This is a genomic window from Pseudomonas sp. Xaverov 259 (assembly GCF_019352915.1).
Classification (GTDB): domain Bacteria; phylum Pseudomonadota; class Gammaproteobacteria; order Pseudomonadales; family Pseudomonadaceae; genus Aquipseudomonas.
Window position 1 is genome coordinate 277,748 of the sequence record NZ_JAAAFV010000021.1, and the last position, 23,999, is coordinate 301,746.

23 protein-coding genes are annotated in these 23,999 nt (G+C 61.0%); 17 read left to right on the forward strand and 6 right to left on the reverse strand.

Going from position 1 to position 23,999, the window contains the following annotated elements; genetic code table 11:
- Positions 1–91: 91 nt before the first annotated feature.
- The gene (locus K0H48_RS06615) at positions 92–577 is read right to left on the reverse strand and encodes a peptidylprolyl isomerase (protein WP_219266848.1); all 486 of its coding nucleotides are present in this window, start codon (positions 575–577) and stop codon (positions 92–94) included.
- On the opposite strand from K0H48_RS06615, the gene K0H48_RS06620 reads away from it, so the two are divergent.
- From K0H48_RS06620 to K0H48_RS06630, 3 genes are all read left to right on the forward strand, one after another.
- Entirely contained in the window at positions 576–866 is a 291-nt protein-coding gene (locus K0H48_RS06620; RefSeq protein WP_256666305.1) for a DUF3565 domain-containing protein, read from the forward strand. The two genes, K0H48_RS06615 and K0H48_RS06620, sit on opposite strands and share 2 nt — an antisense overlap.
- A 79-nt stretch (positions 867–945) precedes the next feature.
- Positions 946–3,045, forward strand: coding sequence for a phosphate acetyltransferase (gene pta, locus K0H48_RS06625; RefSeq protein ID WP_219266849.1), 2,100 nt, complete (start codon positions 946–948; stop codon positions 3,043–3,045).
- The gene (locus K0H48_RS06630) at positions 3,046–3,942 is read left to right on the forward strand and encodes an acyltransferase (RefSeq protein ID WP_219266850.1); all 897 of its coding nucleotides are present in this window, start codon (positions 3,046–3,048) and stop codon (positions 3,940–3,942) included.
- Between the two features lie 159 nt (positions 3,943–4,101).
- Here the strand turns inward: K0H48_RS06630 and cysN are convergent, their stop codons facing one another.
- From cysN to K0H48_RS06645, 3 genes are all read right to left on the reverse strand, one after another.
- Positions 4,102–6,000 (reverse strand): sulfate adenylyltransferase subunit CysN, encoded by a 1,899-nt coding sequence (gene cysN / locus K0H48_RS06635; RefSeq protein ID WP_219266851.1) that lies wholly within the window; start codon positions 5,998–6,000, stop codon positions 4,102–4,104.
- A gap of 9 nt (positions 6,001–6,009) precedes the next feature.
- The gene (gene cysD, locus K0H48_RS06640) at positions 6,010–6,927 is read right to left on the reverse strand and encodes a sulfate adenylyltransferase subunit CysD (protein WP_124385055.1); all 918 of its coding nucleotides are present in this window, start codon (positions 6,925–6,927) and stop codon (positions 6,010–6,012) included.
- Positions 6,928–7,085: 158 nt separating this feature from the next.
- Positions 7,086–7,844, reverse strand: a complete 759-nt coding sequence (locus K0H48_RS06645) for a Nif3-like dinuclear metal center hexameric protein (protein WP_219266852.1) — start codon at positions 7,842–7,844, stop codon at positions 7,086–7,088.
- A gap of 102 nt (positions 7,845–7,946) precedes the next feature.
- Here K0H48_RS06645 and algW point away from each other — a divergent pair, with 102 nt between their 5' ends.
- From algW to K0H48_RS06660, 3 genes are all read left to right on the forward strand, one after another.
- Positions 7,947–9,101, forward strand: a complete 1,155-nt coding sequence (algW, locus tag K0H48_RS06650) for a Do family serine endopeptidase AlgW (RefSeq protein WP_219266853.1) — start codon at positions 7,947–7,949, stop codon at positions 9,099–9,101.
- A gap of 108 nt (positions 9,102–9,209) precedes the next feature.
- Positions 9,210–11,306 carry a TonB-dependent siderophore receptor gene (locus tag K0H48_RS06655; protein WP_219266854.1) on the forward strand — a complete coding sequence of 699 codons (2,097 nt, stop codon included), beginning with the start codon at positions 9,210–9,212 and terminating at the stop codon, positions 11,304–11,306.
- 12 nt (positions 11,307–11,318) lie between these two features.
- The gene (locus tag K0H48_RS06660; RefSeq protein ID WP_219266855.1) at positions 11,319–12,038 is read left to right on the forward strand and encodes a DUF4198 domain-containing protein; all 720 of its coding nucleotides are present in this window, start codon (positions 11,319–11,321) and stop codon (positions 12,036–12,038) included.
- Between the two features lie 141 nt (positions 12,039–12,179).
- On the opposite strand, the gene hemH is transcribed toward K0H48_RS06660, so the two are convergent.
- Both hemH and K0H48_RS06670 read right to left on the reverse strand, forming a co-directional pair.
- Entirely contained in the window at positions 12,180–13,205 is a 1,026-nt protein-coding gene (hemH, locus tag K0H48_RS06665; RefSeq protein ID WP_219266856.1) for a ferrochelatase, read from the reverse strand.
- Positions 13,206–13,219: 14 nt separating this feature from the next.
- Positions 13,220–14,119 (reverse strand): TIGR01777 family oxidoreductase, encoded by a 900-nt coding sequence (locus tag K0H48_RS06670; RefSeq protein ID WP_219266857.1) that lies wholly within the window; start codon positions 14,117–14,119, stop codon positions 13,220–13,222.
- Between the two features lie 232 nt (positions 14,120–14,351).
- Between K0H48_RS06670 and K0H48_RS06675 the strand changes: the two genes are divergently transcribed.
- From K0H48_RS06675 to K0H48_RS06725, 11 genes are all read left to right on the forward strand, one after another.
- Positions 14,352–15,338 (forward strand): NAD(P)/FAD-dependent oxidoreductase, encoded by a 987-nt coding sequence (locus K0H48_RS06675; protein WP_219266858.1) that lies wholly within the window; start codon positions 14,352–14,354, stop codon positions 15,336–15,338.
- Complete coding sequence (locus K0H48_RS06680; RefSeq protein ID WP_219266859.1) at positions 15,335–15,550, forward strand: TIGR02450 family Trp-rich protein; 216 nt, start codon at positions 15,335–15,337, stop codon at positions 15,548–15,550. Before K0H48_RS06675 ends, K0H48_RS06680 begins: the two co-directional genes overlap by 4 nt.
- Positions 15,551–15,663: 113 nt before the next feature.
- Positions 15,664–16,623: a DUF523 and DUF1722 domain-containing protein gene (locus K0H48_RS06685; RefSeq protein WP_219266860.1), complete on the forward strand. Its 960-nt coding sequence runs from the start codon at positions 15,664–15,666 to the stop codon at positions 16,621–16,623.
- Positions 16,624–16,626: 3 nt separating this feature from the next.
- Positions 16,627–17,556 carry a MerR family transcriptional regulator gene (locus tag K0H48_RS06690; protein WP_219266861.1) on the forward strand — a complete coding sequence of 310 codons (930 nt, stop codon included), beginning with the start codon at positions 16,627–16,629 and terminating at the stop codon, positions 17,554–17,556.
- Positions 17,557–18,999 carry a deoxyribodipyrimidine photo-lyase gene (gene phrB / locus K0H48_RS06695; protein WP_219266862.1) on the forward strand — a complete coding sequence of 481 codons (1,443 nt, stop codon included), beginning with the start codon at positions 17,557–17,559 and terminating at the stop codon, positions 18,997–18,999.
- A complete protein-coding gene (locus tag K0H48_RS06700) occupies positions 18,992–19,414 on the forward strand; it encodes a nuclear transport factor 2 family protein (protein ID WP_219266863.1) in 423 nt (140 codons plus the stop codon). Before phrB ends, K0H48_RS06700 begins: the two co-directional genes overlap by 8 nt.
- Positions 19,411–20,193 carry an SDR family oxidoreductase gene (locus tag K0H48_RS06705; RefSeq protein WP_219266864.1) on the forward strand — a complete coding sequence of 261 codons (783 nt, stop codon included), beginning with the start codon at positions 19,411–19,413 and terminating at the stop codon, positions 20,191–20,193. Before K0H48_RS06700 ends, K0H48_RS06705 begins: the two co-directional genes overlap by 4 nt.
- Positions 20,190–21,437: an FAD-dependent oxidoreductase gene (locus tag K0H48_RS06710; RefSeq protein WP_219266865.1), complete on the forward strand. Its 1,248-nt coding sequence runs from the start codon at positions 20,190–20,192 to the stop codon at positions 21,435–21,437. Before K0H48_RS06705 ends, K0H48_RS06710 begins: the two co-directional genes overlap by 4 nt.
- The gene (locus K0H48_RS06715; RefSeq protein WP_219266866.1) at positions 21,434–22,243 is read left to right on the forward strand and encodes a DUF1365 domain-containing protein; all 810 of its coding nucleotides are present in this window, start codon (positions 21,434–21,436) and stop codon (positions 22,241–22,243) included. The genes K0H48_RS06710 and K0H48_RS06715 overlap by 4 nt, the downstream gene beginning before the upstream one ends.
- Positions 22,230–23,501, forward strand: coding sequence for a cyclopropane-fatty-acyl-phospholipid synthase family protein (locus K0H48_RS06720; RefSeq protein WP_219266867.1), 1,272 nt, complete (start codon positions 22,230–22,232; stop codon positions 23,499–23,501). The genes K0H48_RS06715 and K0H48_RS06720 overlap by 14 nt, the downstream gene beginning before the upstream one ends.
- Positions 23,494–23,985, forward strand: a complete 492-nt coding sequence (locus K0H48_RS06725) for a DUF2878 domain-containing protein (RefSeq protein WP_219266868.1) — start codon at positions 23,494–23,496, stop codon at positions 23,983–23,985. Before K0H48_RS06720 ends, K0H48_RS06725 begins: the two co-directional genes overlap by 8 nt.
- Positions 23,986–23,999: the final 14 nt, after the last annotated feature.

The following is a 23,999-nucleotide window of genomic DNA, read 5'->3' on the forward strand; positions in this document are numbered from 1 at the left end:
TCCCACACTTGAATTGCGGTGTATTTTCAAGCGCAAAAAAAACGCCCCGAACCAGTCGGGGCGTTTTTGCTACCTATTGATCAAACCACAATCAATGGTGATGACCGCCTTCACCGTGGACGTGGCCGTGGGCCACTTCTTCCTGGGAAGCGTCGCGGATGGCAACGATCTTCACTTGGAAGTTCAGGCGCTGGCCAGCCAGAGGGTGGTTACCGTCGACAGTCACGTCGTCGCCGTCCAGATCGCGGATGGTGACGATCTGCATTTGGCCGTCCGGGGCGGATGCGTGGAACTGCATGCCCACTTCCAGCTCATCAACACCTTCGAACATGCTGCGGCTCAGAGTGCTGACCAGTTCGGCGGAGTATTCGCCGTAGGCATCTTCAGGTTCTACGGTGACAGTCAGTTCGTCACCGACGTTCTTGCCTTCCAGAGCCTTCTCCAGGCCCGGGATGATGTTACCTGCGCCTTGCAGGTAGACCAGCGGCGCGCCGCCGGCGGAGCTGTCGATGACCTCACCAGCGTCGTTGGTCAGGGTATAGTCGATGGAGACAGCCTTGTTAGCGGCGATCGTCATGGGGCGAGACCTTTTGCATAAGAATGAAGAACGGACAAGTCTAAACAAGGATTTGTCCGAAAGCGAACAGAACCCGGACAGACGGAACCGATCTACAGCATCATTCATCATCAGCTTCCTACAGGATGATGACCTGCACTGGGTGGCCAAGCTGTCCTGCGGCCACACCCAGCACCTGCGCCACCAGCCACCATGGCAGTCGCGCGCCTGGGTACTCGATGCTGCGCAACGCCTTGAAAAAATAGGCCAACCCTTTACGTGCGGCTGGTGTGCGCAAGCGCCTGAATAACGATAACCTTGGTGCCTGATTCCCGGTAGGCGCTCAGCCATAGAGCGCCACCGAAGCCATGCACCTCCAGAGAATTCGCATGCAGACTTTTTTTATCGCGCCCACCGATTTTGGTGTGGGTCTGACCTCCATCAGCCTTGGGCTGGTGCGTACCCTTGAGCGGGCCGGGCTGAAAGTCGGCTTCTTCAAACCGATTGCCCAGCCACATCCGGGCGACACTGGCCCCGAACGCTCCACCGAACTGGTGGCGCGCACCCACGGCCTGAAGCCACCACAACCCTTGGGCCTGGCCCATGTGGAACGCATGCTCGGCGACGGCCAGCTCGACGAGTTGCTCGAAGAAATCATCACCCTGTACCAGCAGGCCGCCGTGGGCAAGGACGTGCTGATCGTCGAAGGTATGGTGCCGACCCGCAGCGCCAGCTATGCGGCGCGGGTCAACCTGCACCTGGCCAAGAGCCTCGACGCGGAAGTGATCCTGGTGTCGGCGCCGGAGAACGAAGTGCTCACCGAGCTATCGGGCCGCGTGGAATTGCAGGCCCAGCTGTTTGGCGGCCCCAAAGACCCGAAAGTGCTGGGTGTGATCCTCAACAAGGTGCGCACCGACGAAAGCATGGAAGCCTTCTCGGCGCGCCTCAAGGAGCATTCGCCCCTGTTGCGCAGCGGCGATTTCCGCCTGCTCGGTTGCATCCCTTACCAGCCCGAACTCAACGCCCCGCGCACACGCGACGTGGCCGACCTGATGGGCGCGCAGATACTCAACGCCGGCGACTACGAAACCCGGCGCATGACCAAGATCATCATCTGCGCGCGCACCATGCGTAATACCGTGGAGCTGCTCAAGCCGGGCGTGCTGGTGGTAACGCCGGGTGACCGTGACGACATCATCCTGGCCGTCAGCCTCGCCGCGATCAACGGCGTACCCCTGGCAGGCCTGCTGTTGACCAGCGACACCTTGCCCGACCCGCGCATCATGGATCTGTGCCGTGGCGCTTTCCAGGCCGGGCTGCCGGTGTTGTCGGTGAGCACCGGTTCCTACGACACGGCGAACCAGCTCAATAGCCTGAACAAGGAAATTCCGATTGATGACCGCGAACGTGCGGAGATCATCACCGATTTCGTCGCCAGCCACCTCGATGCACGCTGGCTGCACCAACGCTGCGGTACGCCACGGGAAATGCGCCTGTCGCCGGCGGTGTTCCGCTATCAGTTGATCCAGCGCGCCCAGGCCGCCAACAAACGCATCGTGTTGCCCGAAGGCAGCGAGCCATTGACCGTACAGGCCGCCGCCATCTGTCAGGCCCGAGGCATTGCGCGCTGCGTGCTGCTGGCCAAACCTGCCGACGTGGAAGCCGTCGCCCGCGCCCACGGCATCGAATTGCCCGAAGGCCTGGAGATTCTCGACCCGGACCTGATTCGCCAGCGCTACGTCGAGCCGATGGTCGCACTGCGCAAAAGCAAGAGCCTGAACGCGCCGATGGCCGAGCAACAATTGGAAGATACGGTGGTGATCGCCACCATGATGCTCGCGCTGGATGAAGTGGACGGTCTGGTCTCCGGGGTTATTCACTCCACCGCCAACACCATCCGCCCTGCCCTGCAACTGATCAAAACGGCGCCGGGCTGCACCTTGGTTTCGTCGGTATTTTTCATGCTGTTCCCCGAGCAGGTGCTGGTGTACGGCGACTGCGTGATGAACCCGCACCCAAGCGCCGTGGAACTGGCGGAAATCGCCCTGCAAAGCGCCGACTCGGCCGCCGCCTTCGGCATCACCCCACGGGTGGCGATGATCAGCTATTCCAGCGGTGATTCGGCCAGCGGCGAAGAAGTCGAAAAAGTCCGCGAAGCCACCCTGCTCGCCCACGAACAGCAAAACTCACTGCTGATCGACGGGCCATTGCAGTACGATGCCGCCGCCAATGAAACCGTCGCAAGGCAACTGGCACCCAACAGCCAGGTCGCCGGCAAGGCCACGGTATTTGTGTTCCCGGACCTGAACACCGGCAACACCACGCATAAGGCTGTGCAGCGCAGCGCCGATTGCGTGAGCCTGGGGCCAATGTTGCAAGGCCTGCGCAAACCGGTGAACGACCTGCCGCGCGGCGCACAAGTGGACGACATCGTGTACACCATCGCCCTGACGGCGATCCAAGCCGCCAACCGACCTATGGATATCTAAATGCTGGATTTTCTACCTGCCGCCGTGCGTGGGGTCATCGCCTCCTTGTTGTTGGCGCTGAACACGATCCTGCTGTGTTCGTTCTTGTTTATCGTCGCTCTGTTCAAGGCGCTGCCATTTGCCAAACGCTTCAGCGAATGGCTGATGAACCATACGCACGAAGCCTGGGTAACCAATAACAAGGGCTGGATGAACCTGGTGCGGCGCACGCGCTGGCACCTGAAGGGCCTTGAAGGCCTGGACTATCAGCACTCGTATCTGGTGACCAGTAACCACCAGAGCTGGGTCGACATCATGGTGTTGCAGTACGTGCTCAATCGGCGGATTCGCCCGTTGAAATTCTTCCTCAAGCAAGAGCTGATCTGGGTGCCGGTGATTGGCCTGGCATGGTGGGCGCTGGGCTTTCCGTTTATGAAGCGCTACACCAAGGCATATCTGGAAAAGCACCCGGAAAAGAAAGGCAAAGACCTGGAAACCACGCGCAAGACCTGTGCGAAGTTTCGCGACAACCCGGTGGGTATTTTCAACTTTGCCGAAGGCACGCGGTTTACGCCGGGCAAGCATGCACAACAGAAATCACCATTCCATTACCTGCTCAAGCCTAAGGCGGGCGGGATTGCGTTTGTGCTGGATGCCATGGGCGAGCAGCTCAAGTCATTGGTGAACGTGACCATCCACTACCCTGCCGGGCGCCCAGGTTATTGGGATTTGTTGTGCGGGAATGTGAGGGACGTGGTGGTGCAGTTTGAGGAAGTGCAGATTCCGGCCGGGTTTATCGGCAAGAATTATGAGCAGGATGGGGAGTATCGGTTGGCGTTCCAGGGGTGGATTAACCAGCTGTGGGAAGACAAGGATGCGCTGCTGGATAAGCTGCACACGGAATACCCTGCCAGATGATCGTCCCCACGCTCTGCGTGGGAATGCTTCCTGTGACGCTCCGCGTCACGACTTCAACAGCGGACGCAGAGCGTCCAGAGCGGCATTCCCACGCAGAGCGTGGGAACGATCAGCCCGCCACCGAGTGATCGGTGGCGGGCTTTTTTGTGGCGGCGAGGTTTAGATCGCGCCGCGCTGGCGCAACAGCTCCAGCACTTGCTTGACGCTGTCTTCCAGCGACGTGGCCTGGGTGTCGATCACCAAGTCGGCATTCAACGGCACGTCATACGGGAAGGACTCACCTGGGATGTTATCCCCACCCGCGGCGTACAGGCCTTGCGGATCACGCTCGGCGCACACCAGCGGCGATGCCTGCACGTAGACCGTCAGCAAGCGGTCGCTGCCGATCAACGCCTTGGCCTGTTCACGGCCTTCGGCATCCGGGGCAACGAAGGCCGCAAGAGTCAGCAAGCCGGCTTCGTTGAACTGACGCGCCACATGAGCAGCACGGCGCCAGTTCTCGGTACGCCCAACACGGTCCTGCGGCAAGCCCTTGTTCAGGTCGTGACGCAGGTTCTGGCCATCGAGCACGAATACCGCACGGCCCATGTCGAACAGCTTGCGCTCAACCGCATAAGCCAAGGTGCTTTTACCGGCGCCGGACAGGCCGCTGAACAGCACGGTGGCCGGTTGCTGGCCGAAGCGCTGGGCGCGCTCTTCGGTGGCAACATGGGCGAGGCTGCCGTGTTGCGCAGCGCCACCATGGCCCACTGGCGGCGCGATGATCATGCCCGCAGCCACGGTGCCGTTGGTCAAACGGTCGATGACGATAAACGCGCCAGTGGTGCGGTTACTGTCATAGCCATCCAGCGCAATGGCCGCGTCGAGGCTGACCTTGACCCGGCCAATCTCGTTCAATTGCAGCGAACTTGCCGGGCCTTCGGCCAGGGTGTTCACGTCCACGCGGTGCATGATGCTGGTGATCGAACCCGGCACGTAGCTGGTGGCACGCTTGATGTCGTATTTCTTGCCCGGCAGCATCGGCTCTTCGGCCATCCACACCAGCATGGCGTCGAAAGCGTCGGTGACTTGCGGCACGTTGTCGGCATGCACCAGCAGGTCGCCACGGGAGATGTCGATCTCGTCTTCCATGGTCAGGGTCACGGCCTGGCCTGGGCCTGCGTGTTCCAGCTCACCTTCGAAGGTAACGATGGATTTGACGCGGCTGCTCTTGCCCGACGGCAACACCACCACTTCGTCGCCCTTGTGCACGATGCCGCTGGCCAGGGTGCCGGCAAAACCACGGAAGTTCAGGTTCGGACGGTTGACGTACTGCACCGGGAAACGCAGGTCGGTGTAGTTGCGGTCGTTGGCGATCTCGACAGTTTCGAGGATCTCCATCAGCGACTGGCCGGTGTACCAAGGCGAGCGCTCGCTCTTGTTCACCACGTTGTCGCCCTTGAGCGCCGACATCGGCACGAACGCCATGGTGCTCGGCTTGAAGGCGATGCCTTCGGCGAACTTCAGGTAATCAGCCTTGATCGACTCGAACACGCTTTGGTCGAAACCATTGATGTCCATCTTGTTGACGGCAACCACGATGTGCTTGATGCCCAGCAACGAGGCGATATAGCTGTGGCGGCGGGTCTGGGTCTGCACGCCGTAGCGGGCGTCGATCAGGATGATCGCCAGGTCACAGGTGGATGCACCGGTGGCCATGTTGCGGGTGTATTGCTCATGGCCGGGGGTGTCGGCGATGATGAATTTGCGCTTGGCGGTGGAAAAGTAGCGGTAGGCAACATCAATGGTGATGCCCTGTTCACGCTCGGCCTGCAGGCCGTCGACCAGCAAGGCCAGGTCGATATCATCGCCCGTGGTGCCGGATTTTTTCGAATCACGGGTGATGGCTTCCAGGTGATCCTCGTAGATCATCTTGGAGTCGTGCAGCAGGCGCCCGATCAGGGTGCTCTTGCCGTCGTCGACGTTGCCGCAGGTCAGGAAGCGCAACATCTCTTTGCGCTCGTGCTGGCCCAGGTAGGCGAGGATGTCCTCGCTGATCAAATCAGATACGTGCGACATGACAGCCCCTTAGAAATAGCCTTGACGTTTTTTATCTTCCATCGAGCCTGCGCCATCGTGGTCGATGACCCGGCCCTGGCGCTCGGAAGTTCGCGTCAGGAGCATTTCCTGAATGATGTCCGTCAGCGTCTCGGCTTCGGACTCCACCGCGCCCGTCAACGGGTAGCAGCCAAGGGTACGGAAACGTACTTTCTTTTTGACGATTCGGGCTTTGTCTTCGTCGGACAAGTGCTCGAGGATGCGGTCGTCGTCGATCATGATCAACGTGCCGTTCTTCTCGATCACATCGCGCTCGGCGGCGAAGTACAGCGGCACAATCGGGATGCCTTCGAGGTAGATGTACTGCCAGATGTCCAGCTCGGTCCAGTTGGACAGCGGGAACACACGGATCGACTCGCCCTTGTTGACGTTGCCGTTGTAGACGTTCCACAGCTCCGGGCGCTGGTTCTTCGGGTCCCAGCGGTGTTTGCTGTCGCGGAACGAGTACACGCGCTCTTTTGCGCGGGACTTCTCTTCATCGCGACGGGCACCACCGAAGGCTGCGTCGAAACCATGCTTGTCCAAGGCCTGTTTGAGGCCTTCGGTCTTCATGATGTCGGTGTGCTTGGCGCTGCCGTGGGTGAACGGGTTGATGTTCTGCGCCACGCCATCGGGGTTGATGTGGGTGATCAGGTCCAGGCCCAGCTCTTCGACCATTTTGTCGCGGAACGTGTACATCTCCTGGAATTTCCAGCGGGTGTCGACGTGCATCACCGGGAACGGCAATTTGCCCGGGAAGAAGGCCTTGCGCGCCAGATGCAGCATCACGGCGGAATCTTTACCGATCGAGTAGAGCATCACCGGGTTGTCGAACTCGGCGGCGACCTCGCGGATGATGTGGATGCTTTCCGCCTCCAGCTGTTTCAGATGCGTCAGTTTGTCGACCATGGCTACTCACGGAAAAACGATCTTATGGACGGCCAGCGGGCCGTGTTCGAGCGGGGCATGCTAGCACAGCACCTTCTTCTATTCAGGGAGCCGGCTAGATCGAAACGGTATATGAATATGCCCCCGAGTTTGGCCTTATCTGGAAGCTGGCTCCCACATTAGATTGGATTCGGGCAATCGATGAACAGATGCTCCAGCGCGAAACGCCGCGCCAGATAGTCACCCAATGCCTGCACGCCATAACGCTCGGTGGCGTGGTGCCCGGCAGCAATAAAGCTTATGTCGTTTTCCCGCGCACTGTGGAAGGTCTGCTCGGAGGCTTCGCCGCTCAGGTACAGGTCGACGCCAGCGGCAATCGCATCGTCGATGTACCCTTGCCCGCCGCCGGTGCACCAACCCACACGGCGGATCATCTCGCTGCCTTCAATCAACAGCGGTTCGCGGCCCATTACATCCTGCACGCGGCGGGCAAAATCACGCGGCGACAAGGGTTCGGCCAGGGAGCCGACCAGGCCGACGATTTTCGGGTTGTTCGGGTCCAGCGGGCCTTCGACAGTGATGTCCAACTGACGGGCGAGTTGCACGTTGTTACCCACCTCCGGGTGCAGGTCCAGCGGCAGGTGGTAGGCCAGCAGGCTGATTTCGTGCTTGAGCAGGGTTTTCAAGCGGCGCTGCTTCATGCCGGTGATACACGGGTTTTCGCCTTTCCAGAAATAACCGTGGTGCACCAGCACCAGGTCGGCCTGGGCTTCAACCGCAGCGTCCAGCAACGCCTGGCTGGCCGTGACGCCGCTGACGATGCGCATCACCTGCGGGCACCCCTCGACCTGCAGGCCATTGGGGCAATAATCGGCAATTTTTGCGCTGCCAAGGTAGCGGTCCGCTTCCTCGACCAGAGTGCTAAGGGGGACAGCCATAAAAGACTCCTAAATATCCCGTTCCGAGGCGCTCGCAGCCTCGTATAATGCGCGACATTATGGGCGCTCTCCCGCCCCCTGCAACCTGTCAGGACTTACTTGATGCTCAAGGCACTGCGTTTTTTTGGATGGCCATTGTTGGCTGGCGTGCTGATCGCGATGCTGATTATTCAGCGTTATCCCCAATGGGTGGGCTTACCCAGCCTGGATGTGAACCTGCAACAGGCCCCGCAAACCAGCTCCGTGGTGCAAGGCCCGGTCACCTACGCAGACGCCGTGGTCATCGCCGCGCCCGCCGTGGTCAACCTGTACACCACCAAAGTCATCAACAAACCGGCGCACCCGCTGTTTGAAGACCCGCAGTTTCGCCGCTATTTCGGCGACAACGGCCCCAAGCAGCGGCGCATGGAGTCGAGCCTGGGTTCGGGCGTGATCATGAGCCCGGAAGGCTACATCCTCACCAACAACCACGTGACCAGCGGCGCCGACCAGATTGTGGTGGCCCTGCGCGACGGCCGTGAAACCCTGGCCCGTGTGGTCGGCAGCGACCCGGAAACCGACCTCGCCGTACTCAAGATCGATTTGAAAAACCTGCCCTCCATCACCATCGGCCGCTCCGAAGGGCTGCGCGTGGGTGACGTGGCACTGGCTATCGGCAACCCGTTCGGTGTCGGCCAGACCGTGACCATGGGCATTATCAGCGCCACGGGGCGCAACCAGTTGGGGCTTAACAGCTACGAAGACTTTATCCAGACCGACGCGGCCATCAACCCGGGCAACTCCGGCGGCGCGCTGGTGGATGCCAATGGCAACCTGACCGGCATCAACACCGCGATCTTCTCCAAGTCCGGCGGCTCCCAGGGCATCGGCTTTGCGATTCCGGTGAAGCTGGCGATGGAGGTGATGAAGGCGATCATTGAACACGGCCAGGTGATTCGCGGCTGGATGGGCATTGAAGTACAGCCCCTGACCAAGGAACTGGCCGAGTCGTTCGGCCTGACCGGTCGCCCAGGCATCGTGGTCGCCGGGATTTTCCGCGATGGCCCGGCGCAAAAAGCCGGCCTGCAATTGGGCGATGTGATTTTGAGCATCGACGGCGAACCGGCCGGTGATGGCCGCAAGTCGATGAACCAGGTGGCGCGGATCAAGCCGACCGACAAGGTGGTCATCCAAGTGATGCGCAACGGCAAAGAGATCAAGCTGGTGGCGGAAATCGGCCTGCGGCCACCGCCGGCTCCGGTCAAAGAAGAGGAATAACGGCTGTGGGAGCCCGTGCGCGGGCTCCTGTAACCTAATATTTCTAAAGGAATTCATTCTCATTGGTCATGTTATATTGTTTCAATATCGCTATTGGAACGCTCTATCATGCCGTCTCGAAGATTTGCCCCCCTGGCTGGCCTGGCCATGGGCTTGTTGCTCGACCCCGCCTACGCCGAAGACAACAGCGTTGAACTGGACACCATCAGCGTCACCAGCGACGCCTATGAATCCGCCACTGGCCCGGTCACAGGCTACCGCGCCACCCGTTCCGCCAGCGCGACCAAGACTGACACGGCCCTGCGTGATATCCCACAATCTATCAGCGTAATTCCCGCCACGGTACTCAAGGACCTGGGCAGCACCAACGTGGAACGCGCCCTTGAATTTGCCGGCGGCGTGTCCAAGCAGAACAACTTCGGCGGCCTCACGCTGTATGAGTACAGCGTACGCGGCTTTACCACGTCGGAGTTTTACCAGGACGGTTTCAGCGCCAACCGTGGCTACCCGAGTACACCGGACGCGGCCAATATCGAGCGCATCGAAGTGCTCAAAGGCCCCGCCGCCAGCCTGTATGGCCGTGGCGATCCGGGCGGCACGGTGAACATTGTCACCAAGAAGCCGCAGCCCGAAGCCTTCACCACTGTGCAAACCAGCGCCGGCAGTTGGGATCGCTACCGCACTGCGCTGGATGTGAACACACCGCTGGATGACGAAGGCCGCGTGTTGTCGCGGGTCAACCTGGCAGTGGAAGACAACCACAGCTTCCGCGATCACGTCGACGCCCAGCGCGTGTTCGTCGCACCGTCTTTCAGCTGGCAGCTGAACCCAGACACCCGCCTGCTGGTGGAAAGCGAATTTGTGCGCCACAGCTCCACCTTCGACCGTGGCATCGTCGCGCCGCAGGGCATGTCGCGCTCCACCTTCCTCGGCGAACCCAACGACGGCAACATCCGCAACCACAACAACCGCATCCAGGCCGCGTTGGAGCATCACCTCAACGACGCCTGGCAATTGCGCCTGGCCAGCCATTACAAACAGGGCAGCCTGTGGGGCGATGCCTCGGAGAGCCGCGCACTGAATGCAGACGGCCACACCGTCAACCGCCGTTACCGCGAACGCTCCACGGGTTGGCACGACAGCATCACCCAGCTTGAATTACGCGGCATGTTTGATATCGGCAGTTGGCAGCATGAATTGCTGATCGGCACCGAATACGAGGACTACCGCAAGAAGGAACGCGTCACCGCGATCGGCGGCAGCCTCTACCCCATCGACATCTACAAACCCGTCTACGGCCAGCCCAAACCCAACGGCCCACGTTCCGGTACTGACTTCTACGAGCAGGTCAAAAGCCAGGCGTTGAACCTGCAAGACCAGATCATCTTCACCGACCGCCTGCGCGGCATGGTCGGCGCACGCTTTGAGCATTTCGAGCAAAGCACCGATGACTTCACCCGCAACCACGCCAAGAGCCGCCAGACCCACGACGCCCTCACCCAGCGCGCCGGTTTGCTCTACCAACTCACGCCGCAAATCGGCGTGTTTGCCAACGCCTCCACCTCGTTCAAACCCAACAATGGCCTGGACGCCGGCGGCAAATCCTTCAAGCCGGAAGAAGGCGTGGGCTATGAAGTGGGCATCAAGAGTGAGTTGTTTGACGACCGCTTGAGCACCACCCTGGCCGCCTTCCACATCGAAAAAGAAAACGTGCTGGCACTGGACCCGTCCACCGACACCAACCGCGCCATGGGCAAGGCGCGCAGCCAGGGTTTTGACCTGCAACTGACCGGGCAAGTGACGGACGCGGTACGCGTGATCGGCGCCTTTGCCTACATCGATGCGCAAGTGACCAAAGGCGACAAAACCATTCCCACCGGCAGCCGGATTCTCGGCGTGGCCAAGCGCAGCGGCAGCCTGCTGGGCGTGTATGAGTTTCAGGACGGCGCACTGCGCGGCTCAGACCTGGGCGCGGCATTTACCTACGTCGGCGATCGCTCCGGCGAGGCCGGCGGTAGCTTCGAGTTGCCGGCGTATCGCACCGTCGACCTGCTGGCCCATTACAAGGCCAGTGACAACGTCACCGTGGGCCTGAACCTCAATAATTTATTCGACGAAAAGTACTACGAGCGCTCCTACAGCAATTACTGGGTCATGCCCGGTGAGCCGCGCAACTTCACCGTCAGCCTGACCCTCAACCTGTAACAGGACGCCACCATGCATGCTTTCAAATCCCTGGCCGTCATCGGCCTGCTGTTTGCCACCCAAGTCTCGGCCCATGGCCTGTGGACCGAACAGCGGCGCGGCAATATCGAAGTGATCTACGGCCACGGCGCCGAGGACAATGCGTTCAAGGCGCAGAAAATCAGCGGTGCCTGGGCGTATGACGCCGGCGGCAAGATGATCCCGGTGACCGTGGAGCGCCTGCCCGACCATGCACGCCTCAAGCCGCTCAAATCACCGGCCGTGCTGGCGGTGGCCCTAAATAACGGCATGTGGTCGCAGACGGCGGACAAAAAGTGGATCAACCAGGGCCGCAGTAAGGTGCCGGGGGCGATTGAGTCGACCCAGACCTTCAAGTACAGCCTGGCTATTTACCAGCCGGGGGCGAAGCTGCCCAAACTGGATCAGCTCAAGCTGGTGATTCTGCCGGAAGTCGACCCGCTGACCGTAGGGCCGGGCAAGTCACTGCCGGTGCGGGTGCTGCTGGACGGCAAACCTGCGGCGGGGATCAAGCTGGTGGGCGATTATCGCAATGCGCCGAACACCTTGAGCACCGAGACCGACAAGGACGGCCGCGCCCAGGTACTGGTGCGTAATGAAGGGTTGAATGTGATTGCCGCGCAGGTTGAAGTGCCGCTGAAGGACAATGCTGATGTGGCCACGCGCGGGCTGTTTACGTCGTTGACCTTCCTTGGTGAACCGCACCACGAATAAACACCGAAAACTCAAAGTGGGCACCATCAATGTGGGAGCGGGCTTGCTCGCGAAGGCGGAGTGCCAGTCACCGGATGTATTGACTGATCCACCGCATTCGCGAGCAAGCCCGCTCCCACATTTAGTTTGTGTTTGGCTTGATTAGAGTGACAACGGCGCCCGCTCGCACAGCGTATTGAGCGCCACCGCCCACTGCGGGTCATCGTTCAAGCACGGCACCAACACCAACTCCTCGCCCCCTGCCTCGCGGAACTGTTCCAGCCCGCGATCGCCAATCTCCTCGAGGGTCTCGATGCAATCGGCGACAAACGCCGGGCACATCACCAGCAGCTTCTTCACGCCTTGCTGGGCCAATGCCTCCAGGCGGGCCTCGGTGTAGGGTTCGATCCACTTGGCGCGGCCCAGGCGCGACTGGAACGCCACCGACCACTTGCCCTCCGGCAAGCCCATGCGCGCGGCAAAGTCGCGCGCCACGCTGAAACACTGGGCGCGGTAGCAGGTGGCAAGCACTTCGGGCGAAGCGTTCTTGCAGCAGTCAGCATCCTTGAAGCAATGCTGGCCTGTGGGGTCGAGTTTTTTCAGATGGCGCTCAGGCAACCCATGGAAGCTCAGCAACAAGTGATCGAATTCCTGCGCCACGTACGGCCGGGCGCTGGCGACCAAGGCGTCGAGGTATTCCGGCTGATCGTAGAAAGGCTGCAAGATAGAAAACTGCACGTTGAGCTGCTTGTCGCGGACCACACGCCTGGCTTCTTCGATCACCGTGGTCACGGTGCTGTCAGCGAACTGCGGATACAGCGGCGCCAGGGTGACTTTTTGAATGCCTTGAGCTGCGAGACGCGTAAGGGTGGTTTCAAGCGACGGCTCGCCGTAGCGCATCGCCAACTCCACCGGGCCGTGGGTCCACTGCTGGGTCATTTGCGCTTGCAAGCGCCGGCTCAGAACCACAAGCGGCGAACCCTCCTCCCACCAGATCGAAGCGTAGGCATGCGCCGACTGCTCAGGGCGCTTGATCAGGATCAGCGACACCAGCAAGCGCCGCACGGGCCACGGCAGGTCGATCACGTAAGGGTCCATCAGAAACTGATTAAGGTAGCTGCGCACATCGGCCACCGAAGTGGAGGCCGGTGAACCCAGGTTGACCAGTAACAACGCGTGATCCGTCATGCAACATCCTATGGCTAGAGGCGGCTGGACAAGTCTTCCAGAGCCGCGTGCAACTCAGTGAACTGAAAAATGAAACCGGCGGCCAGCAACCGTTCCGGCACGGCTTTCTGCCCGCCCAGCAACAACCCGGACAACTCGCCCAGGCCGATCTTCAAGGCAAATGCAGGCATCGGCATGAACGCTGGGCGGTGCAGCACCTGGCCCAGGGTCTTGGCGAACTCGCTATTACGTACCGGGTGTGGCGCGCAGGCATTATAAGGACCGCTGGCGTCAGCGTTGTGCAGAAGAAAATCAATCAGGGCGATTTGATCTTTGATATGGACCCACGGCATCCACTGCCGACCATTGCCGATAGGCCCGCCCAGCCCCAGTTTGAACGGCAGCAGCAGCCGCGACAAAAAGCCGCCCTTGGCCGCCAACACCAGGCCCGTGCGCACCAGCACCACGCGGGTGCCGAAGGCTTCAGCGCGCAACGCGGTTTCTTCCCAGGCGATGCACAATTGGCTGGGGAAATCATCCTGCACCGGGCCACTGGCTTCGGTCAGTTCGCGCTCGCCGCCGTCGCCGTACCAACCCACTGCAGAGCCCGAAATCAGCACCGCCGGCTTTTGCGCCAGGCCTTGCATCCAAGCCAGCAAGGTTTCGGTGTGGCTGATACGGCTGCTCCACAGCAATGCCTTGCGCTTTTTGGTCCACGGGCGATCGGCAATCGGCGCGCCAGCCAGGTTGACCACCGCATCCACAGTGCCGATCACGTCTTGCAATCGGCCAACACCGAGTACCTCGGCACCGCACCATTTGGCCACAGTATCCGGCTCACGGCTCCACACCGTCAGGCGATGCCCTTGGGCAAGCCAGTGCAGGCAGAGTTGACGACCGATCAAACCCGTACCGCCGGTCAGCAAAATATGCATGGGTTTCTCCTCATGTAACGTTTGCCGCCCATCGCTAGTCTATTTTATAAGCAGGGATCTTTTGAAAGTGGGCGTTGGTTTCAGAGGCCGGTTCAAGCCTCCTTCTTAACCCTCACCCTTAACCATAGGTCACGCCGTTAGAACAGGTACGCCAAAACTTATACCAAAAAACAATATTGTACAGCTATGGGTGTCGGCGTAGTCTGTACTCAAAGGTAAAACGAGGCCCCCCATGACTGTTCCCATCGCGATCATCGGCACCGGCATCGCCGGTCTCTCCGCCGCCCGAGCGTTACGAGACGCGGGGCACGTTGTACAACTTTTCGATAAAAGCCATGGCAGTGGTGGCCGCATGTCCAGCAAGCGCAGCGATGCCGGCGCCCTGGACATGGGCGCGCAATACTTCACAGCCCGCGACCGGCGCTTCGTCAACGAAGTACAGCGCTGGCAGAGCAACGGCTGGGCCGAACAGTGGAAACCGCAGCTGTACAACTTCAAGTCCGGCCAGCTCACGCCCTCCCCCGACGAGCAGATCCGCTGGGTTGGCACGCCGCGCATGAGCGCTATTACCCGCGCACTGCTTGACGACCTGCCGGTGGAGTTCGGTTGCCGCATCACCGACGTGTTCCAAGGCACGCAGCACTGGAACCTGCTGGATGCCGACGGCGGCAATCATGGCCCCTTCAGCCACGTGGTGATTGCCACGCCGGCGCCCCAGGCCACCGCCCTGCTGGCAGCCGCGCCCAAGCTGGCAAGTGCCGCCGCCGGGGTGAAGATGGACCCGACCTGGGCCGTCGCACTCGCCTTCGACACGCCGCTGGATACGCCGATGCAAGGCTGCTTTGTGCAAGACAGCCCGCTCGACTGGCTGGCACGCAACCGCAGCAAACCTGGACGTGACGCCACGCTCGACACCTGGGTGTTGCACGCCACCAGCGCTTGGAGCAAGGCCAACCTCGACCTGCCCAGAGAAGCGGTGATCGAACACCTGCATGGTGCCTTCGCCGAACTGCTGCACAGCGCCATGCCCGCGCCGTCCTTCAGCCTGGCCCACCGTTGGCTCTACGCCAGGCCGTCGGAGCGGCATGAATTCGGCGTGCTGGCCGACGCGGACCTGGGCTTGTACGTGTGTGGTGACTGGTGCCTGTCCGGGCGGGTCGAAGGCGCATGGCTCAGCGGCCAGGAAGCCGCACGCCGTCTGATCGAGCACCTGCAATGAACCGTATCAACCCGACAAAGTTGCTGCTGTCGAAGTGGACAGCAGCACGCCCGCGCAACAAGGAAAAACACTTCCTCGTCACCGAGCTGTTTCGTGACGACGAAGGCACCGTGCTCGAAATCGAGCTGCAAGCCGTCATGACCCGCCGCGCCGAACGCTTTGCCTGGCAAACCTTGCAAAACGCCGAAGACTGGTGCATCGGCTGGAAATAGCTTCCGCCGCAAATACTTGTACAAAACATTTGACTTGTACAGCATCGAATCTATGATGAGATTTAGTTGTACAAACTTTAAACGTTGTACAGGAATCTTGCAGAGGTTCGGCCATGTCCAGCATCGCAAAACCGAAGATCGCTATCAGCGCCTGCCTGTTGGGCGAGAACGTGCGTTTCAACGGCGGCCACAAACAATCCCTGCTGTGCAGCCAAACCCTCGCCGATTATTTCGACTTCGTGCCGTTGTGCCCCGAAGTGGCGATCGGCCTGGGCATTCCGCGCGAACCGATTCGCCTGGTGGGCGACCCTGCCCACCCGCAGGCCGTCGGCACCGTGCATCGCGAACTCAATGTGACGCAGCCTTTGGATGATTACGGCCAGCAGATGGCGGCCGAGCACACTGACCTGTGCGGCTACATCTTCATGCAAAAGTCACCGTCGTGTGGGCTGGAGCGGGTCAAGGTCTACCGCGACAACGGCACCCCCGTCGATGGCGGCGGGCGCGGCATTTATGCCCAGGCGTTTTGCGCACGCCACCCCAACCTGCCGGCGGAAGAAGACGGCCGCCTGAATGACCCGGTACTGCGTGAGAACTTCCTCACCCGTGTGTTCGTGTACGCCAGCTGGCAACAACTACTGGCCGAGGGTCTCACTCGCCACCGTCTACTGGCGTTCCATGCGCGTTACAAATACCTGCTGATGGCCCACAGCCCCGTGCATTACAAAAGCCTCGGCCACCTGCTGGGCAGCATGGGCAAGGGCATCAACCTGGATGAACTGGCTGCCGGCTATTTCAGCGAGTTGATGAGCGGCCTGAAAAAGTGCGCCACCCGCGGCACCCACACCAATGTGCTGCAACACATCAGCGGCTATCTCAAGCAGGCCATCAGCGCCGATGACAAGCAGGAAATGCAAACCGTCATCGGCCAATACCGCACCGGCATCGTGCCACTGGTGGTGCCGCTGACCTTGCTCAAACATCACTTTCGCCAACACCCGGACCGCTATATCGCGCAGCAGGCTTACCTGCAGCCGCACCCGGAAAACCTCAGCCTGCGTAATGCGATCTAGACCATGACACCTGCCCTGCAAGACGAACCTGTCGAAGACATCGCCCAAGCCATCGAAGACGGCTGGCTGCCGATTCGCGAAGTAGCGCGCCAGACCGGCGTCAACGCTGTGACCCTGCGCGCCTGGGAGCGCCGTTATGGCCTGATCGTGCCCCAGCGCACGCCCAAGGGCCATCGGCTGTTCAGCGCCGAACACGTGCAACGCATCCACACCATTCTGACCTGGCTCAACCGTGGCGTACCGGTCAGCCAGGTCAAAGGCCTGATCGATTCCGCCCAGGCCAGCCCCGACAGCGTCGAAAATGAATGGCATGTGCTGCGGCATAAACTGATCACCGCGATCAGCGAACTGACCGAACGCCGGGTCGACGACCTGTTCAACCAGGCCATGGCGCTGTACCCGCCGCGCACCTTGTGTGAGCAATTGATGCTGCCGCTGCTCACCGCGCTGGAGCAACGCTGGCAGGGCCAATTCGGCGCACAAATGGAACGGGTGTTCTTTCTGTCCTGGCTGCGCAGCAAGTTCGGCGCGCGCATTTACCACAACAACCGCCAGCTGCAAGGCGCGCCGCTGTTGCTGGTCAACCAATCCGACGTGCCGCTGGAGCCGCACCTGTGGCTCAGCGCCTGGCTGGCCAGCAGTGCCGATTGCCCCGTGGAAGTCTTTGATTGGCCATTGCCGGCCGGCGAACTGGCCCTGGCGGTGGAACATCTGCAGCCGCGTGCGGTGCTGCTGTATTCAAGCAAAGCCATCCACCTGTCGGCACTCAGCAAACTTTCAGGCGGCATCAGTTGCCCAATTTTGATTGCCGGACCAACGGTATGCATCCACCAAGACGAGTTAGCCGTATTAACCCGTGACACTCCTGATTTGTTCGTGGCCGAAGACCCGTTGTCGGCCCACCAGTTACTGATCCAGCGTGGAATTGTCTAAATGCATTTGATCTGGCTGCGCACCGACTTGCGCCTGCACGACAACACCGCCCTCGCCGCCGCCTGCCAGCGCGGCCCGGTTGTCGCCGTGTACCTGATCACGCCGCAGCAATGGCTGGCCCATGATGATGCGCCGTGCAAAGTCGATTTCTGGCTGCGCAACCTCAAGCACTTGAGCCCGGCCCTTAGCGAACTGAACATTCCCTTGCTGATTCGCACCGCCCCCACCTGGGACGAGGCACCCGCCGTGCTGGGCAAACTGTGCGGGGAACTGTCGGTGGACTCGGTGCACGTCAACGAGGAATACGGCATTCATGAAAGCCGTCGCGATGTAGCCGTGGCCAACGCCCTGGAGGCTGACGGGGTGACGTTTCACAGCTACCTTGACCAATTGCTTTTCCAACCCGGCAGCGTGCTGACCAAAACCGGCACTTACTTCCAGGTGTTCAGTCAGTTCCGCAAGGTCTGCTACAGCCGCCTGCACAGCGCCTTGCCGCGCCTGGTGGCCACGCCGCAACAACAGGCACCGCTGAAGGTGAACAGCGACACCATCCCGGATCAGGTCGAAGGTTTCGCAACACCCAGCGACACCCTGCGCGCCCTCTGGCCCGCCGGTGAAGAAGAAGCCCGCCGCCGCCTTGACGCCTTCGCCGACCAACAGATCAGCTACTACAAAGACGAACGCGACTTCCCGGCCAAACCCGGCACCAGCCAGCTCTCGGCCTACCTCGCCGCCGGTGTGGTTTCACCGCGCCAGTGCCTGCACGCCGCCCTGCAAACCAACCAGGGTGAGTTTGAAAGCGGCGATATCGGCGCCATCACCTGGATCAACGAGTTGCTGTGGCGCGAGTTCTACAAGCATATTCTGGTCGGTTACCCACGGGTATCGCGCCACCGCGCGTTCCGCCCCGAAACCGAGGCCCTGGCCTGGCGCGATGCGCCCAAGGACTTGGCCGCCTGGCAGCAAGCGCGCACCGGCCTGCCGATCATTGATGCGGCCATGCGCCAACTGCTGGAAACCGGTTGGATGCACAACCGCCTGCGCATGGTGGTGGCGATGTTTTTGACCAAGAACCTGCTGATCGACTGGCGTGAAGGTGAGCGCTTCTTTATGCGCCACTTGATCGACGGCGACCTGGCTGCCAATAACGGCGGCTGGCAGTGGAGTTCGTCCACCGGCACCGACTCGGCACCGTATTTCCGGATTTTCAGCCCGTTGAGCCAGTCGGAAAAGTTCGACAGCGAAGGGGTGTTCATCAAGCACTGGCTGCCAGAATTAGCGGCGCTGAACAAGAAAGAAGTGCACAACCCCGAAGCCGCCGGTGGCCTGTTCGGCGCGGCCGATTACCCACGCTCGATTGTCGACCTGAAAAAATCCCGCGAGCGCGCCCTGGCCGCTTTTCGCAACCTGCCTTCACGCCAGGAGGTCGCCGAACATGAGTGACTTCCTGCACCGGTTCGCCCAGGCCTTTACCACGCTGGACAAGCACAACCTGCACCTGCTCGACAGCTTGTACAGCCAGGACATCGCCTTCACCGATCCGCTGCATGAAGTGCAGGGGCTGCCCGCTTTGCGCGCCTACTTCGCCGAGATGTACAGCAACATCAGCCAGTTGCGTTTTGACTTCCACGGCTTCGACCAGGTCGCCGAAGGTGAAGGCTACCTGCGCTGGAAAATGAGTTTTTGCCACCCGCGCCTGGCCAGTGGCAAGGTGATTCGGGTGGAAGGTTGTTCGCACCTGATGTGGCGCGACAAGGTCTACCGCCACCGCGATTATTTCGATGCGGGCGCGTTGCTCTATGAACACTTACCGGTAGTCGGCCCTGTGGTCAGTTGGCTAAAAAGGAGAATCGGATGAGCCTTGTACCGCCACGCCGTTATTGGTTGACCGGTGCCAGCAGTGGCATCGGTGCCGCTCTGGCCGTCGAACTGCTCGAGAGTGGCGCGCATGTGGCGCTCAGCTCGCGCAGCAAAGGCCCGCTTGAAGCGTTCGCCCTGCGTTACCCAGGCCAAGTGCTGGTGGTAGCCGGCGACCTGACCAACAGCCAGACCGTACGCGAGATAGGCGAACACATCGGCGAGGTCTGGGGCTCATTGGATACGGTGATCCTCAACGCCGGCACCTGTGAGTATGTTGACGCCCGGCAATTCGATTCCTCCATCGTCGAGCACGTGGTGCGCACCAACCTGCTTGCCAGCAGCTATTGCATCGAAGCGGCATTGCCGCTGTTGCGCAAAGGCCTTACTCCGCACTTGGTCGGTGTCGCCAGCGCCGTGACCTACCTGCCAATGCCACGTGCCGAAGCCTATGGCGCGTCCAAGGCCGGGCTGCGTTACCTGTTTGAATCGCTGCGCATCAGCCTGTCGCCGGAGAACATCGACGTCACGGTGATCAGCCCGGGTTTTGTCGACACGCCACTGACCGAACGCAATGATTTCCCGATGCCGCTGAGTTGGTCCGCCGAGAAGGCTGCACGGCATATTTTCGCCAAGTTGGAAAAGCGCCCGCTGGAAATCGCCTTCCCGGCGATGTTTATCGCCACCTTGTGGCCACTGTCGAAGCTGCCAAACCGCGCGCAACTGATTATCGGCAAACGCATGCTGCGCAGCCCGCCACCGAGGAAGGACGACCTGTGAAGATCGCCATCATCGGCAGCGGTATCGCCGGGCTGACCAGCGCTTACCTGCTCAGCCGTCGCCACGACATCACGCTGTTTGAGGCGGGCGAGCGCATTGGCGGGCATACCCACACCGTCAATGTCACAGTCGAAGGTCAACGCTATGCCGTGGACACCGGTTTCATCGTGTTCAACGACTGGACCTACCCCAATTTCATCCGCCTGCTCGGGCAGATCGGCGTGACCTTCAAGCCGACCGAAATGAGCTTCTCGGTGTGCGACCAGCACGCAGGCTTCGAGTACAACGGCAATAACCTCAACAGCCTGTTTGCCCAACGCAGCAACATTCTGTCGCCGGGGTTCTGGGGCATGTTGCGCGACATTCTGCGCTTCAACCGCCAGGCTCCGCTGGACCTGCAAGAGCAACGCATCAGCGCCGACATGACTCTGGGCGACTACCTCGACGCCGGGGGTTATGGCCCACGCTTTATCCGCCATTACATCGTGCCGATGGGCGCAGCGATTTGGTCGATGTCCCTGGCGGACATGCTCGGTTTCCCGTTGCAGTTCTTTGTGCGGTTTTTCAAGAACCACGGCTTGTTGTCGGTGAACAACCGGCCGCAGTGGTGCGTGATTGAAGGCGGCTCCAGCAGCTACATAGAGCCACTGACCCGCAGTTTTCGTGAGCAGATCCGTCTCAATTGTCCTGTGGATAAAGTCGAACGCACAGGCGATGGCGTGGTTATCCACAGCCCCGCCGGCAGCGAGACCTTTGATCGCGTGGTGTTCGCCTGTCACAGCGACCAGGCCTTGGCGTTGCTGGCCGACCCGAGCCAGGCCGAGCTGGAGATTCTTGGTGCTTTACCCTACGCCGACAATGACGTGGTGCTGCACACCGACACGCGCCTGCTGCCCGAGCGCAAATTGGCCTGGGCCAGCTGGAATTATCGACTGAGCGGCACCGCGCAAACCCAGGCGGCCGTCACTTACGACATGAACATCCTGCAAGGCATTCACAGCGACACCACTTTTTGCGTCAGCCTCAACCAGACGCCGATGATCAACCCGCTGAAGATCCTCGCGCGCTACACCTACGCGCATCCGCAATACAGCCTGGCAGCAGTGGCCGCGCAAAACCGCTGGGAAGAATTGCACGGCGCGCGTAACACATTTTATTGCGGCGCCTATTGGGCCAACGGTTTTCATGAAGACGGCGTGACCAGCGCATTGCGCGTGGCCCAGGCCTTTGGCGAAACCCTATGAACAGCGCCCTGTACAGCGGCTGGATCGCCCATCGCCGGTTTGCGCCCAAGGCCCACGCCTTTCGCTACCGCATCGGCCTGCTGTACCTGGATTTGAGCGAACAAGACGAAGTGCTCGGGCTATCGCCCCTGGCCGGCAACGGCCGCCTGGCGCCCTTCGGTTTTCGCCAGCAGGACTACCTGCGTGAATTTACGCGTCACGGCATCAGCTTGAGCGATGCCGTGCGCCAGGAAGTCGGCAAGGCGCTGGGGCGCAAGCCCCAGGGCGTTATCTGCCTACTGACCCAGGCCCGCAGTTGGGGCCTGGCTTTTAATCCGGTGAGTTTCTTCTACTGCTTCGAGGCCGATGGGCAACTAGCCGCGATCCTGTGTGAAGTGACCAACACCCCGTGGCGCGAGCGCTACCACTATGTGCTGCCGGCCCAGGCGCTCGGCGCCGAGGAACACCAGCACTTCGCCGTGGCCAAGGCGTTCCATGTGTCGCCGTTTTTACCCCGCGACCTGGAATACCGCATGAGCTTCAGCCCGCCGGCCGACAGGCTGGGTGTGCACATGGCCGATTGGCAGGGCACGCAAAAAGTCTTCGACGCCACCTTGAGCCTGCAAAAAGAAGCGCTGACCCGCGCCAGCCTGCATCGCTACTTGTGGCGCTTCCCGTGGATGACCGCCAAGACCTGCCTGGCGATTTACTGGCAAGCCATGCGCCTGTTGCTCAAACGCACACCGATTTTTTCCCATCAGGCCGCCGATGGCGCCTCTCGCACCGCAGTCGGGTATACCAAGGATCGCCGCCATGAAATCCCCTAGCTTATCGGTCAAGACCAACCGCCTGAACGTCAACGGCGTGACCAGTGCGCTGTTGCGCAAAGGTGTGCTGCGCCAGCTCAGCCAACTGCGCCACGGCCAATTGGTGGTGATCGAGGACGGCGAGCGCCAGGTGTTCGGCGCACGCGAAGCGCATCTGTTGGGCGAAATCCAGATTCACGATTCGGCGGTCTGGGGCTTGGTGGCGGCCAATGGCTCGATCGGCGCCGGCGAGGCGTTTATCCACGGTTACTGGAGCAGCCCGGACCTCACCGCGGTGGTGCGCGTGATGGTCAGCAACCTTGATGTGCTCGACGCCATGGAAGGCGGCCTGGCGCGCTTGGCGCGGCCGTTCACCCAAGGCCTGCACTGGCTTAACCGCAACACTCGCAAGGGCTCGCAGAAAAACATCGCCGCCCACTATGACCTGGGCAACGACCTGTTCGAGGAATTCCTCGACCCGACCATGATGTATTCGGCGGCGCAGTTCCTGACGCCCGACGACAGCCTGGAACAGGCACAGTTGAACAAGCTGGAACGCATCTGTCAGAAGCTCGCACTCAAACCCACCGACCATTTGCTCGAAATCGGCACCGGCTGGGGCAGCATGGCGCTGTATGCGGCGCAGCACTATGGCTGCAAGGTCACCACCACGACCTTGTCCAAAGAGCAGTTTGCCTACACCGAAAAACGCATCGAGAGCTTGGGCCTCAGGGACCAAGTGACGCTGTTGTTGCAGGACTACCGCGACCTGACCGGCCAGTACGACAAGCTGGTGTCCATCGAGATGATCGAAGCGGTCGGCCATCGCTTCCTGCCGACCTACTTCAAGCAATGCGCGCACCTGCTCAAAAGCGACGGCCTGATGCTGCTGCAAGCCATCACCATTCGCGAGCAGCGTTTTGAGCAGGCCAAAAACAGTGTCGACTTTATCCAGCGCTATATTTTCCCCGGCGGCGCGCTGCCCTCTGTGCAGAACATGCTGCAGATCGTCAGCCGCGACACCGACATGAACCTGCTGCACATGGAAGACTTCGGCTTGCACTACGCACGCACCTTGCGCCTGTGGCATGAGAACTTCCGACGCGCCCATGGCCGTCTTGCCGAGTTGGGCTACGATGAGTACTTCCTGCGCCTGTGGGAATTCTACTTGTGCTACTGCGAAGGCGGGTTTATGGAGCGAACGATCGGTACCGCGCAGTTGCTGCTGGCCAAGCCTGCGGCGATCAACCCGCCGTTGCTCGGGCGCTTCAGTGCTTAAACCGCTGGCCAATGCCGCGCTGTTCCAGTGCGGCTGGTTTGCCTGTGTGCTGGGCGGTGACAGCCGCGGGTTATGGCTCGGGGCCGCCGTACTGGTTATCCATTTGCTGTGGACAAGTTCATGGTCGTCGGAAAGCCAAGTGATCCTCGCCGTCACGCTGCTGGGCACCGTGATTGACACCTCACTGCGCACCTTTGGCGTGTTTCACTTTGGTTCTCCAGGCCCGCTGATTCCCTTCTGGCTGATCATGCTCTGGGCACTGCTCGCCACCACGCTGCGCCATTGCCTGGCCTGGAGTGCACAACCCTGGTGGCGCGCCAGCCTGCTGGGCGCGGTGGGCGGGCCGTTGTCTTACTACGCCGGTAGCCAATTGGCCGGTGTGCGTTTCGGCTACGACACGACGCTGACGTTGATCGGCCTGGCTCTGCTCTGGGCCATCCTGTTCCCGGTCATGCACTGGGTGGCGCGGCAGCTTGGGCACTGACGTCCGTCAGAGCA